Consider the following 12,868-nt stretch of genomic DNA (forward strand, 5'->3'; position numbering starts at 1 on the left):
TCGGCTATTCTTACCGAACGGTAATTTACGAGAGGCAATGCAATGGCGACTTCAACTCCTCCTGCGACCCTAGTACGCACCTCACAAGAACTAGGCGCGCTGATAAAACAGGTGCGCCAATCCCAAGCGCTACTGCAAAGCGACGTGGCAGGACTTGCCGGTACCGGTAACCGTTTTATTGTCGACCTAGAGCGCGGCAAGCCTACGCTTCAACTGCAGAAGGTACTCGATACACTCGACTTGATGGGCTTAGAGGTCGTGGTTCAGCGTAAGGGGCAGCTGCATGAGCGCTGATAAAGAGGCTCTGGATCTTTACTGGAAAAACCAACGGGTTGGACGGTTATTTAATGAGCAGCCCCTGCGCTTTCAGTATGACGACAACTGGCTAACGTCGCCTGAGGCGCGCCAGCTTTCACCACGCCTTCCAATAACAAAACCTGTGCATAGTGGCGATGATGTACTGGCGTACTTTGAGAACTTACTGCCCGAAGGAGAGCTGCGTCGCCACATCGAGCTTAGTCATCATACGACAACGGTATTTGGCCTATTAAAATCGGTAGGTGGCGACACCGCTAGCGGCTATCTATTGCTCTCGGAAGGGGAAACGCCCCAACCTGCTAGCTATCGCCCGACCAGCTGGGAAAACATCAACACACTTTTATATAGCGGAGCGCAGAATGAGCTTTCCGAGCAGCTTGTTCACCATGCCCGTATCTCGTTAGCTGGCGCCCAGAATAAGCTGCTGCTAATGGTCGATGAACATGGCAACCCAGCTATCCCAAAGGGCGCCGCTCCTTCTAGCCATCTATTAAAACCCGATATTAGAGGTTTGAACGGTGTTTGGTGCTCTGCCCTGAATGAAACGCTGTGCATGCAGCTTGGGGCGGCACTTTCGTTAGAAGTGGCCGAGACTACCTTCCAGCCAGATACACGCGCTTGCCTGATTAAGCGATACGATCGCGTAATGAACCATAAAAGCGGTCAATTAGAGCGCATCCATCAGCTAGATTTTTGCCAATTAGCAGGTACCCCTTCAACGCTCAAATATGAAAGTGACGGAGGGCCAAATTTACTCACTTGCCGCCAGCTCCTTCAGCAGGTCGGCGTGCCTGCCAGTGATCTGCAACGCTTTATTCGATGGTTTTTTTACAACTTGTTGATTGGTAATAACGACAGCCACGCGAAAAACCTATCTATCCTGTATACCCCAGGCGGGGTCAGACTGGCCCCGTTTTACGATTTAATGTGTACCACGATTTACAGCGGTTTATCCAAGCGCTTTGCCTTTCAGGTTGATGGTGTCGATCATCCCGGCAGCATTAAGCGCCAGCAGTTGGAATCTCTCGCCAAAACACTCGGCTTCAAGCCTGCTTATTTCCTTCGCCTGGGACTGCAGCTTGCAGACGAAACCCTCGCTCACTTACCGAACGCGGTACAGTGCCTTTCACACGTTGCACAGCCTGGCAATGAGCAGGTAATGCTTGAACGCTTGTCACAGCGTATTACCTCTAATTGCCAAAAAATGGCTCGTCGTTGGAAAGCCGACTCAACGTCGAAGTAAAACGGCGCTACAAGAAGTAGCGCCGTGGCATGGGTGATGAGAGAACCGAACGAGCAGGCGTCAAAGTTATGGCAGCGGTGGTTTGCGCGTTTCCGAGGTTGGCGTGGTGGTATTCACCCCATGGGTCGTGGGATTGGCGCTGCTGGGGTTATTAGCGCTGGTGGCGGTGTTAGTACCTGCGCCCTGGGTGTTGCCTGATGGCGTGCTAGAGCCCGCTAACCCCGGCTCGTTATGCTGGGTGGGGTTATCATCCTCTTTATGCCCCTGTTCGCGCTGCGCATGGGCGTGCTGTTTGACCGACTCCGCTTTGTCGTGAATCGCGTGCTGCGCTTTATCCACTTCCGCCTCGCCCATTTTGGTCGCTTGATCCATGGCTTGGTTGCGGTACTCGCCCAGAGTTTCATTCTCTTTGCGCGTCATAGCGCTCATGCTGGCAAGCGCCGCCCCCAGTGCAAACCCTAGTGCGCCAACCACCAACGGGTGGTCTTGAATAAAGTCGGAGGAGCGGTCGCTGGCGTGGTGGGCGCGCTCTTTCATGTGATCGATACGGTGGTGAGTACCTTGCTGGGCGTGGGACATGGAATCTTGCATACGATCTCCCATTTGATGAGCTTTTTCGCCGAACTGCTGCGCGGCCCCTCTGGTGCTATGACCAATATGGCGGGCGCGCTCTTTGATGCCGTGGCCATGGCCGTTTGAATCGCTGCGCGGGTCGTGTTGCCCAGCACTGAAACGAGATGGATACATCACTTCATCGGGAGGCGGTGGCGTGGCGTGTGCATCGGTGGCATAGCCGTGGGTATTGCCATGGGCATGGCCGCTTTGCGGTTGACGCTGGCTGAGCATTAACCAGCCAAGCCCTGCGCCGGTGAGCAGCGTCGGCACCGGGTTTTGCTTTACCGTAGTGCCCAAATTGGCAAAAAACTCATTGGCCCCGCCGTGGCGCAGATAGTCGTAAGTGCTGTGCAGCCACTGCTCTGGCGAAAAGCGCTCTTCGATTTGATGCAGCGTGGCGTCTAGCCGCTCACGAGATTGATGAATCTCTTTTTCGATCTCGTCCGGGTCACGCTGTGCCTGGCTGTGTGAATGATCGTGCTCGCTCATTTCACCTCCTCCTTGACGTGCTGCTTATGCTGCTTCGCCAGCGTTTGATCATCGCGCAGGCTGTTCATAGTGCGATTAGGCATTAGCCCCTGGGCGCGTACTTTTTTCAGCCCAGCCTTGAGCATCACCACGCCAATCAGCGTGACCACGGCACCCACTACCACGGCAGATAACCAGGGCCGCGTTTCAGGTGGCAGTACCTCGTTTAACAGCATCACCAGCGCTGCCAGCAGGGTTAAAAACCCGCCAAACAGCACGGCACCCGCAGTGGCAACGGCCCCTACGCCCGCCATCGCTTGGTGGGTTTTTTCCGACATTTCGGCTTTAGCGAGCGCCGCCTCGTCGCGCACCAGGGCGGTCACTTCGTTAAGTAACGTGGATAGCAGCGTGCCCACTGAGCTGCTTTTTTGGCTATCTGATTCCATTCTTAATCTCCCGCTTCCTGCATGAAGAGTGATGTAAGCGCTTGTTTAAAGAGATTGATTAAAGCGTTTGGTCGGGAACACTGGATTCAGAAGACGCGGCAGGCACAGGTGCTTTATCGGGGGAACTGCGCAAAAAGCGCGTGACTAAAAAACCAGCGGCAATGGCACCACCAATAAACATGGCAGGCTCGCGGCGGCCATAATCTTCAGCAGCACGGCAGAGGCTGTGCAGGTCTTTATCCCGCATGCGTTGAGAAAAGCGCTCGGTTTGGTCAGCTAGCTTTCTAGCCTGTTCCGAACAGAAAGGTTGCTGCTGGCGGTCAAACTCATCGGCAGCGTTCTTTAGCACCGTGCCTAGGGTATGGGTGTGGTTGGCGGCGTTTTCACGTTGGCGTTCAAATACGCTTTCGGCCTGTTCGCGGGCGGCACCTTTCAGCTCATCAGCACTTTGCTGACCTTTTTGCTTCAGGGTTTCGTGGTCAGTGTGGTGATGGTCGGTGTGATGGTCAGTGGTATCGTGATGCGGTCCTTGATCATTCATGGTGACGTTCTCCGTGTCAGTGAAACCTCACCAGAACTATAGCGAGCATCCGGCCCCTTTCAATTTAAAAACGCCGAATTAACGAATAGCCTTAGTTGTTTCAATAAACATTAAGAATAGACTCACGAATACGTAAAAAATCTTCTATCGATAAACTAAAAAAGGCGCTAACAACAGCGCCTTTTTAATCTCTCTCTTACTTACTTTTTCTCTGACTTTTTCTCTGACTTTTTCTCGGCATCAGGATTGACGTGGTGCGTGTCAGGCATCGGGTTTGCATCATCATGATGGTCGTCGCGCTGATCTTTCTTCTGGTCGTCTTTATCAGGGGACATAGTACCTCCTACTCCTTGGTGGTTGTCGAGATAGTGGCTGGAATAAGGCCTCACTCACTATAGCTGCTGCAGGGGTTCTTGCCATGGTGCGCTATCCGCCTAATACCATCATTACTTACTTACGCTTAATCAAAAACCATTTATAACAGTCACTTAAAAAAATAAGCAGGAGCAATCTCCTATTGATCGTCTGTTTAAATAGCCTTTATTAATTCTCGCTATTCCAGGTTACTGATGCGCCCGCACTATTTGCTCTATCCTTCGCCTTTGGTCTACGTTGAAAGCTCGACATTCGGCAGCTAGCCGCCTGAGGAGACGGGCAGCCCTGCCAGTTAATCGAAGCGATTCGTGCACACAAAGGAGTGACCGCACATGAGCGACCAACAGCAGCCTCCGCAGCACCAGAACAAGCAGCCCGGCGATGAGTACGCCATGCGCCCGGAGCCGGAGTACATTCGCCAGAGCTATCGCGGCACCGACAAACTGCTCGATAAAGTGGCGATTATTACCGGCGGCGATAGCGGTATTGGCCGCGCCGTTGCCGTGCACTACGCCCGTGAAGGGGCAGACAGTGTGATTGTGCATCTCAAAGAGACCAAAGATGCCGAGGAAACTAAGCGGTTAGTGGAAGCAGAAGGCCGACGCTGCCTGGTGTTGAAAGGCGATGTGGCCGCCCCGGCATTTTGCCGCGAGATTGTTAAGCGCACCCTGGATCACTTCGGCAAGATCAACATCGTGATCAATAACGCCGCTGAGCAGTACGACTGGGACGATATTACCGAGATCCCCGACGAGCAGCTGCAGCGCACGTTCCAGACCAATATCTTCAGCCACTTCTACTTAACCAAAGCGGCGCTGCCCCACTTGAGCGAGGGTGATACGATTATTGCCACCTCCTCCATCAACGCGTTCAAGGGCAACGACACACTGATTGATTACACCGCCACCAAAGGTGCTATTCAGGGCTTGGTACGTTCGTTGGCGATGTCGCTGATGGATCGTGGGATTCGCGTCAACGCCGTGGCCCCAGGGCCTATTTGGACGCCGCTGATTCCGGCAAGCTTCGAGGAAGATAAAGTCGCGGAGTTCGGCAATCAAGTGCCGATGAAACGCCCTGGCCAGCCTAGCGAAATCGGCCCGGCGTATGTCTACTTGGCCTGCGAAGAGTCGTCTTACATGAGCGGCCAAACACTGCACTTAAATGGCGGCGTGATTCTCAATACCTGAGCAACCTTCCGGGGCGGCGTAGCCGCCCCAACCTACCGCTCACCATTTACCATTCACCTTTTTCCGCTCACTAACGTTTACCCCGCCAAATTTTTCACCAACACCTTAGATTTACGGGCGTGGTTATAGGCTTCGCGTTTTAAAGGCGGCAGGTCTTCAAGGCTTGCGGCGCGGAAGCCGCGCTCTACAAACCAGTGGGCGGTGTGGGTGGTGAGTACAAACATTTCGGAAAGCCCTCGCTGGCGCGCTCGGCGCTCTTGGGCTTCCACTAGCCGCTCGCCGCGTTCGCCACCCCGGTAGTTACCGTGAACGGCGACGCAGGCTAGCTCACCTACGGTGGTCTCAGGGAAGACGTGTAGCGCCGCGCAGCCAATTACCATGCCGTCCCGCTCAATCACCATGTAATCATCAATTTCGTGCTCTAACCGCTCGCGGGAGCGTGCTACCAGCATACCGCGCCGCTCTAGCGGCTCTAGCAGCTCTAGCAGGCCTGCCACATCGTTCAGCGTGGCGGGGCGCAGCTGTTCGTAGCGGTGCTGGGTAATCATGGTGCCCACGCCGTCACGGGTGAATAGCTCGCCCAGCAGCGCGTCGTGATTGCGCCACGAGAGCAAGTGAGTGCGTGCTACACCCTCACGGGCGGCGGTGCAGGCAGCACTCAAGTGTCGCGCCAATTCGCTACCCGGCGCGGCTTGCTGCAGGCGCGGCTCTGCCTCAAAAGGGGAAAGCTGGCGCAAGAGCGCGCCCTGCTCGTCCTCCAACCCTTCCGACTCGCCCAGTAGAATCAGTTTATCGGCCTTTAGGGCCACGGCGGCGTGCTGGGCCACTTCCGAGGCGTCTAAATCGAACACTTCACCCGTGCTGGAGAATCCCAGCGGCGGCAGCAGCACTAGCGAGCCTTTTTCCAGCAGACCTTCAATGGCGCTGGCCCGCACCCGGCGCACTTCGCCGCTGTGGTCAAAATCCACTCCTTCGCGCACGCCAAGCGGCTTGGCGGTGACCAAGTTGCCGGAAATCACGCTGAGTTCTACGCCGTGCAGCGGCGTGCTGGGCAGGCCAAGGGAAAGCCGGGCTTCCAGCCATAGCCGCTGGTGCGCCGCTACCTGCTCAACGTGGGCCATCACCGCGCGATCGGCCACCCAGCGGCCATCCACCCGGGTGGGTTCTACGCCAGCGGCAGTCAGTGCCTTATGTACCTGAGGGCGAATGCCGAACACCACTACCAAGCGCACACCTAAGGTGTGCAGCAGCGCTAAATCCTGGATGAGCTGCTCCCCTCGGCCAGACGCCATGGCTTCGCCCTCAATCAAGATGACAAAGGTTCGCCCCCGGTGCGCATTAATGTATGGGGAGGCGTTACGAAACCAATCTACAAAGGGGAAACGAGTGTCCAAGGGCCGCTCTCCGGCAGCAGGTGAATGAAGGTAACGCTGTTTACTTTAACAGAGCACAAAAAACAGCGGCACCTTCTATTGCAAAGATCTTATTCAAAGATCGTGTGCTAAGAAGGTGCCGCTGTAGGCTTGGCGGTTCAGCCGAGCTGTGGCGTGCGGTGCGGAGTTAGCTCCGTCTGTTAACCAAACATGCCTTTAAACATAAAGAAGAACAGAATCGCCAAACCAGCACCAGCAGGCAGCGTAATCAGCCACGACATGGCAATGGTGCCAATCACACGCAGGTTAAGCGCCGCCATACCACGGGCCAAGCCGACGCCCAGCACCGCGCCCACTAGGGTGTGAGTGGTCGAGATGGGCAGACCAGTACCCGATGCCAGCACTACAGTGGTAGCCGCCGCCAGGGTGGCCGCAAAACCACGGCTTGGCGTCAGCTCAGTAATGCCGGTACCGACCGTCGCGATGACTTTATGGCCATAGGTAACCAAGCCAACGACGATACCGCCGCCACCTAGTACCAATACCCACCAGGGCACAAGGGCCGAGCCCTCAATTTCGCCACCAGTTTGCACCACGCTGATCACCGCTGCCAGCGGGCCAACCGCATTGGCAACATCATTAGAGCCGTGGGCAAAGGCCATGGCACAGGCGGTGAAGATCATTAGTACGCCGAACACTCGCTCCACGTTGGCGTAACCAAAATGGTCGTTGGCGGTCTTTTCAAATTTGATGCGGCGCTGCATCAGCATGCCAATGCCCATAATGACCAAGCCGAGCAGGATGGAGAGCAGCAGGCTTTGGTTAAAGGTCAGGTCGAGCCCCACGTGGGAGAGCCCTTTGGTCAGCGTGACCATGGCAACAATAAAGCCCACCAAAAATACATAGCCCGGCACGTAGCGCTTGGCGGCAGTAAACGGGTTATCGTTTTCAAAAATCAGGTGGTGGACCGATTTGAACAGCACAAAGCCGATGGTACCGGCCAGCAGTGGTGAAACGACCCAGCTTGCCGCAATCTTGGTAACCGCTCCCCAATCCACGGTAGAAGCCCCCAGGCCTGCCACCGCGAAGCCCACAATCGCGCCCACAATGGAGTGCGTGGTGGAAACGGGCCAGCCTTTCATGGAGGCCACTAGCAGCCAGGTTCCCGCTGCCAGCAGCGCCGCTAACATGCCGTACACCAGCAGTTGCGGGTCTTCCTGCAGCAACTCCGGGTCGATGATGCCTTTACGAATGGTGTTGGTAACTTCGCCACCGGCCAGCCATGCGCCTAAAAACTCAAAGACAACGGCAATAAGGATCGCCTGCTTGATGGTAATCGCTTTCGACCCCACCGAGGTTCCCATGGCGTTAGCGACATCGTTTGCGCCAACGCCCCATGCCATAAAGAAACCAAATAAACAGGCCAGAATGATAAAAATGTCACCGTGCTGGGCAATAATCTGCATGAGTATCCCTTAGCGTGCGGTCAAAATCTGCAGGCGACTGCCCACGCGTTCAGCGCGATCAGAGACTTCGCCAACCCACTCGATGATCTTGTAGAGGAAGATCACATCCACCGGCGGCAGCTGGCTCTCAAGCTCAAACAGCTGACGACGAATCGCCACCTGCTGGCTATCGGCCTGGTGCTCAAGGGTGTGCAGTTCGCGGATCATGTTTTGCATGACATCGGAAACGTTGCGACCAAAACCGGATTCCAGCAGGTCTTTCAATTCTTCAAGCGCTTGGCGAGCTTGGGCCACACAGGCCACACTGGTGCGCATGTAGTCGCGCATCGGTTCGGCCAGCTCATTGGGTACGCGCATTTTACGGCCCAGCATAATGCCGGTAATGTCGCGCACTTTGTTGGCAATCTTGTCCTGAACACTGATCAAATCGAGCAGGTCAGAACGCGATACCGGCAGGAACATGGTGTTAGGCAGGTTCAGCCGCAGTTCTGTTTTCAGGGTGTCGGCGTCGTGCTCTAAGCGCGTGACGTTCTCGCGCAGCTCAGCCGCCGTGTCCCAATCACCGACAAGTGTTGCCTCGAAGAACGGCAGCAGTTGGTCGGCACATTCATTGGCCTTGACGATGTGGGCCAGCAGCGGCTGGAATGGCGAGCGGCCAAACATCGCGGAAAAAGGGTTGGAGGTTACCATATAGCCTTTAGCCTGTTTTCGGGGAGCCTGGAAATGGCGGGCGCCAGTATAAAGAGTGCGTCCGCCGCCGTCATGAAAAGTTCATAATGTCATCAAAAATTAACCAAAATGTCACAATAGTGAGGTGGCGATTGTCATGAAAAACTCAACCAGTATGCCAGCACCGACCGAGGTAGAGCTAAAACTGGCACTGCCGCCCACCCAGATCGACGCGCTGTTACACCATCCGGTGCTCGCCAGCACTCCCCCCGTTCAGCAGCAGCTGGCCAACACCTACTTCGATACCCCGGCGGGAGATTTAGCCGCCGCACGAATAGCGGTGCGCCTGCGCCAGCTGGATAGCCAAGTATTGCAGACGGTAAAAACCGCCGGCCAAGGGGGTGGCGGGCTCTCCAGCCGACAGGAGTGGGAGTGGCAAGTTCCTGACCCCAGCTTAGATCAATCCGCCCTGGCCGCCCTGCCGCCCTTTCAAAACGCGTTAGCAGACAAAATTGCGGCACTGCGCCCGACGCTAAGCACAGACTTCACCCGCCGCAGTTGGCAGCTTGCCTGGCAAGGCAGCAAGATTGAGCTGGTGCTGGATGAGGGCGAGATCGTTTGTGGCAAGGCTCGCGCGCCGATTTGCGAAGTGGAGCTAGAGTTAAAAGCAGGCGACCCTGAGGCGCTATGGTCGCTGGCGGCCGAGCTGGCCAGCCAAGTACCACTGCGTCCCTCCGACAGCAGTAAGGCATCGCGGGGCAATGCGCTGGGCCGCCAGCAGTGGCCGCTGCCTGATGCCCAGCACCCGGCCGAGTGGCTACACCGCGCGACAGTCGCACTCGACGCCTATCACGATAGCGGTGACGTGACGCACTTAATCGCCGCGCAGCAGGCATTGGCAACGCTTGCCCAGCACCCGCAGCTGGATAGCGCCGCACGGGCAGATGCTGAGATGCTGCCTAAGGCATTAGATAGCGCAGGCATGCCCACCACCGCCTACGGCGCGGCTGCGTTAAATTTGGCTCGTCGCTTCGCTTATGAAACCGCGCTACGCTAAACACGTTTCAACCACTCATTAAGCCCACCTCAGGATGACGCGATGAGCTTTCCCCTTACTCCCGGCGCCGAAGGATTCCGCGCCCGGCTGTTCCATATTATTTTTGAATCCGATACGCCGGGGGCGAAGGCGTTTGATATTGCGCTAATCGTCGCCATTCTGCTCAGCGTTGCGGTGATTTTGCTCGGTAGCGTTGAGATCTATGCCGAGCGTTATGGGCATATTTTCTTCTACATCGAATGGGCCTTTACACTGCTGTTTAGCCTGGAACTGCTGGTACGGCTCTACTGCCTTGAACGCCCAAGGGTCTATTTAAAGAGTTTTTACGGCATAGTGGATGTGATTGCAATTATCCCCACTTGGCTAGTGCTGCTGGTGCCTGGCGCGCATGCGCTGGTGATGGTGCGGATTTTGCGGGTGTTACGCATCTTCCGCATTTTGCGACTGATGGAGTTTGTGGGGGAAGGCAGGCTGCTGCTGGATGCGCTTAAACGTAGCCTGCGCCAGATTTTGCTATTTTTCAGTAGCATTCTCATGGTAGTCACGCTGTTTGCCGCGCTGATGTACACCATTGAGTCCCCTGAGTCGGGCTTTACCAGCATCCCCATGTCGATATATTGGGCCATCGTGAGCATTACCACCGTCGGGTATGGGGATATTGTGCCCGCCACTTCGCTGGGCAAAGCCATCACAGTGATTCTGATGCTGATTGGCTACTCGATTATTGCCGTGCCCACCGGGGTGTTTTCTGCCCAAGTGATCCGCTCAATTCGTGAAGACCGCTACTCAGAAGAAGCCTGCCCTGGCTGCGGCCACGACCGCCACGAAAAGCGTGCCCGCTACTGCCTGCGCTGCGGCACTTGGCTGGATGAAAATAGCGAAGACCCACGCAAGAAAGCGCAGAAGAAAGAGGGAGACAATGGCGATGAGGCTCCTAGCGAGTCGTAGCGGTTGTCACCGCCACTATCTACCAGTGCTCAAACAGGCACTCAAAACACGGGGGTGCTAGGCACCCCCGTCGTTTCTAGCCTTTCCGGCATCAGTCTTGAAATGGCGTGATGTCCCCGCGCCCTTCCCGCACAATTTTCGGCGGCAGCTCACGCAGGTCAATCACGCTGGTTGGGTCAAGGTGGCAGGCACCGCCATCAATAATCAAATCCAGATGGGCACCAAAGCGCTCGCGAATCTCCTCGGGGTCGCTCATCGGCAGCGCCTCGCCAACCGGAATCAGCGTCACGCTCATCAGCGGCTCACCCAGCGCTTCTAGCAGCGCATGGGTAATGCGATGGTCGGGCACCCGCACACCGATAGAACGGCGCTTAGGGTGCAGCAGCAAGCGCGGCACTTCGGTAGTGGCATCCAGAATGTAGGTGTAGGGGCCGGGCGTGTGAGCCTTCAGCAGCCTGAACACGGCGTTATCCACTTTAGCGTAAGTGCCAATTTCGGAAAGGTCCGAGCACACCAGGGTAAAGTTATGCTTGTCATCCAGCGAGCGCAGCCATTTGATCTTCTCAATGGCTTTTTTTTCGCCCAAATGGCAGCCCAGCGCGTAGCCTGAATCCGTTGGGTAAGCGACTACTCCACCCTTACGAATAATCTCGGTGGCTTGATCAATTAGCCGCTTTTGCGGGTTTTCCGGATGAATCTGAAAATATTGGCTCATCGCTTACTCCTGCCTGTAGGCATCTATTAGCTAAGGTTTTTAGCGATATCACTTTTAGCTTAGCTGATTCAGCGGTTTAGCACCCAGCATACCGCTCGGGGCATCGCGCAGGTGCGCTAAACGGGGATGCTGCCAAATAGGCGGCGCGGCGGTACGGGGCACCGGGCTCATGCTGCCAGGCGCTGCATGGCTGCCGGGAAAGTGGAAATCACTGCCCAGCGAAGCGTATAGTTCCCGCTCTACCAACTGGCGCGCTAAATCGCGGGTGGCGTCTGGGTTTTGCTGGCCGCTGACCAGCTCTACGCCTTGGCCACCGGCTTCCATAAAGGTATCCATCAACAGGCCCCGCTTGCGCCGGGTAAGCCCGTAGCGCAGCGGATGGGCCAGCACGGCCACTCCGCCAGAGTCCACGACCCAGCCCACCGCCTCGCTAATCTCCGGCCAGTGGGCTTTTACATCGCCCTTTTTACCACTGCCCAGGTAGCGCTTGAAGGCTCCGGCCCAATCGGCTACCACACCTTCCGCCACCAGCGCCCGGGCAAAATCAGGCCGCCCTAGGGGGCGGTCGCTGCCTGCCTGGGCGCGGGCTTTTTCCAGCGCGTTGGGTAAGCCCATTTTTTCTAAACGCTCGGCGATCACTTCAGCGCGCTTGATACGCGCTTCCCGCTGCTGCTCAAGCCCCTCTATCATCGGCCCCTGCAGCCCGCCGGGCATTAGCGCTACCACGTGAATATTAATCCCCTGCCAGCGAGTGGATAACTCACACCCCGGCACCAGGCAAAGCCCTGCCTGCTGGGCGGCGCGGCTCGCTTCTTCCACCCCTTCCATCGTGTCATGGTCGGTGAGCGCCATGTGAGTAAGCCCACGCTCAGCGCATAGGGTTACCAGATCCGTCGGGGAAAGCGCCCCATCAGAAGCGGTTGAGTGCATGTGAAGGTCAACCGAATAACGCTGGTCGGCATCGAACACGGCGGGAAGTTTTGAGGCAAGCGCATTAGGAAGTAGTGGCATTAGCATGACGCCGTGTGGCGAGTTTGTCAGAATAGGCGTGTAGAACACGAATAGGCTCGCCATGGTGCGCGCTAACCGGGGTGCGGTCAATGTTATGGCCGATACGTTACCCCTGCCTTCAAGGAGTTATCCCCATGCTTTACGCCATTATCAGTGAAGATGTTGCCAACAGCTTAGAGCGCCGCTTAGCAGCTCGCCCCGACCACTTAGCGCGGCTTGAAGCACTGCGCGATGACGGTCGCCTTGTACTGGCTGGCCCACACCCGGCGATTGATTCTAATGACCCCGGCGAAGCGGGCTTCAGTGGCAGCTTGGTCGTGGCGGAATTCGATAGTTTAGAGGACGCGCAAGCCTGGGCAGATGCCGATCCATACATCATCGCTGGGGTCTATGCCAAGGTAATTGTTAAGCCGTTCAAAAAAGTTTTGCCTTGACC

The 12,868-nt window shown here is 56.4% G+C and carries 15 protein-coding genes; 6 read left to right on the forward strand and 9 right to left on the reverse strand.

Going from position 1 to position 12,868, the window contains the following annotated elements:
* The first annotated feature begins 42 nt into the window (after positions 1-42).
* Together ACIGG6_RS10215 and ACIGG6_RS10220 are read left to right on the forward strand one after the other, a co-directional pair.
* Positions 43-294, forward strand: coding sequence for a helix-turn-helix domain-containing protein (locus ACIGG6_RS10215; protein WP_253506405.1), 252 nt, complete (start codon positions 43-45; stop codon positions 292-294).
* Entirely contained in the window at positions 284-1,561 is a 1,278-nt protein-coding gene (locus tag ACIGG6_RS10220) for a type II toxin-antitoxin system HipA family toxin (RefSeq protein ID WP_399844311.1), read from the forward strand. Before ACIGG6_RS10215 ends, ACIGG6_RS10220 begins: the two co-directional genes overlap by 11 nt.
* Before the next feature lie 66 nt (positions 1,562-1,627).
* Here ACIGG6_RS10220 and ACIGG6_RS10225 read toward each other — a convergent pair whose 3' ends face one another.
* The 4 genes from ACIGG6_RS10225 to ACIGG6_RS10240 all read right to left on the reverse strand — a co-directional run bounded on the left by ACIGG6_RS10225 (position 1,628) and on the right by ACIGG6_RS10240 (position 3,966).
* Entirely contained in the window at positions 1,628-2,665 is a 1,038-nt protein-coding gene (locus ACIGG6_RS10225; RefSeq protein ID WP_399844312.1) for a DUF3618 domain-containing protein, read from the reverse strand.
* A complete protein-coding gene (locus tag ACIGG6_RS10230) occupies positions 2,662-3,090 on the reverse strand; it encodes a phage holin family protein (protein WP_399844313.1) in 429 nt (142 codons plus the stop codon). The genes ACIGG6_RS10225 and ACIGG6_RS10230 overlap by 4 nt, the downstream gene beginning before the upstream one ends.
* A gap of 58 nt (positions 3,091-3,148) precedes the next feature.
* Complete coding sequence (locus ACIGG6_RS10235) at positions 3,149-3,631, reverse strand: hypothetical protein (protein WP_399844314.1); 483 nt, start codon at positions 3,629-3,631, stop codon at positions 3,149-3,151.
* 200 nt (positions 3,632-3,831) lie between these two features.
* Positions 3,832-3,966, reverse strand: a complete 135-nt coding sequence (locus tag ACIGG6_RS10240) for a hypothetical protein (protein ID WP_399844316.1) — start codon at positions 3,964-3,966, stop codon at positions 3,832-3,834.
* A gap of 372 nt (positions 3,967-4,338) precedes the next feature.
* On the opposite strand from ACIGG6_RS10240, the gene ACIGG6_RS10245 reads away from it, so the two are divergent.
* Positions 4,339-5,193, forward strand: coding sequence for an SDR family oxidoreductase (locus tag ACIGG6_RS10245; RefSeq protein WP_399844318.1), 855 nt, complete (start codon positions 4,339-4,341; stop codon positions 5,191-5,193).
* A 77-nt stretch (positions 5,194-5,270) separates the two neighbouring features.
* On the opposite strand, the gene argA is transcribed toward ACIGG6_RS10245, so the two are convergent.
* The 3 genes from argA to ACIGG6_RS10260 form a co-directional block, all read right to left on the reverse strand.
* On the reverse strand, positions 5,271-6,587 hold the full coding sequence (gene argA, locus ACIGG6_RS10250) for an amino-acid N-acetyltransferase (RefSeq protein WP_399844320.1): 1,317 nt from the start codon (positions 6,585-6,587) through the stop codon (positions 5,271-5,273).
* A 179-nt stretch (positions 6,588-6,766) separates the two neighbouring features.
* A complete protein-coding gene (locus ACIGG6_RS10255) occupies positions 6,767-8,032 on the reverse strand; it encodes an inorganic phosphate transporter (protein ID WP_230834682.1) in 1,266 nt (421 codons plus the stop codon).
* 9 nt (positions 8,033-8,041) lie between these two features.
* Positions 8,042-8,722 carry a TIGR00153 family protein gene (locus tag ACIGG6_RS10260; protein ID WP_044629978.1) on the reverse strand — a complete coding sequence of 227 codons (681 nt, stop codon included), beginning with the start codon at positions 8,720-8,722 and terminating at the stop codon, positions 8,042-8,044.
* Positions 8,723-8,858: 136 nt separating this feature from the next.
* Between ACIGG6_RS10260 and ACIGG6_RS10265 the strand changes: the two genes are divergently transcribed.
* Both ACIGG6_RS10265 and ACIGG6_RS10270 read left to right on the forward strand, forming a co-directional pair.
* The gene (locus ACIGG6_RS10265; RefSeq protein ID WP_399844321.1) at positions 8,859-9,758 is read left to right on the forward strand and encodes a CYTH domain-containing protein; all 900 of its coding nucleotides are present in this window, start codon (positions 8,859-8,861) and stop codon (positions 9,756-9,758) included.
* A gap of 42 nt (positions 9,759-9,800) precedes the next feature.
* A complete protein-coding gene (locus ACIGG6_RS10270) occupies positions 9,801-10,706 on the forward strand; it encodes an ion transporter (RefSeq protein WP_399844323.1) in 906 nt (301 codons plus the stop codon).
* Positions 10,707-10,797: 91 nt separating this feature from the next.
* Here the strand turns inward: ACIGG6_RS10270 and ACIGG6_RS10275 are convergent, their stop codons facing one another.
* On the reverse strand, positions 10,798-11,421 hold the full coding sequence (locus tag ACIGG6_RS10275; protein WP_399844325.1) for an L-threonylcarbamoyladenylate synthase: 624 nt from the start codon (positions 11,419-11,421) through the stop codon (positions 10,798-10,800).
* 54 nt (positions 11,422-11,475) lie between these two features.
* The gene (locus ACIGG6_RS10280; RefSeq protein ID WP_399844326.1) at positions 11,476-12,432 is read right to left on the reverse strand and encodes a PHP domain-containing protein; all 957 of its coding nucleotides are present in this window, start codon (positions 12,430-12,432) and stop codon (positions 11,476-11,478) included.
* A 134-nt stretch (positions 12,433-12,566) separates the two neighbouring features.
* On the opposite strand from ACIGG6_RS10280, the gene ACIGG6_RS10285 reads away from it, so the two are divergent.
* Complete coding sequence (locus tag ACIGG6_RS10285; protein ID WP_253505828.1) at positions 12,567-12,866, forward strand: YciI family protein; 300 nt, start codon at positions 12,567-12,569, stop codon at positions 12,864-12,866.
* The last annotated feature ends 2 nt before the right edge of the window (positions 12,867-12,868 follow it).

It is taken from the genome of Vreelandella lionensis, assembly GCF_044543515.1.
GTDB classification, from domain to species: domain Bacteria; phylum Pseudomonadota; class Gammaproteobacteria; order Pseudomonadales; family Halomonadaceae; genus Vreelandella; species Vreelandella lionensis.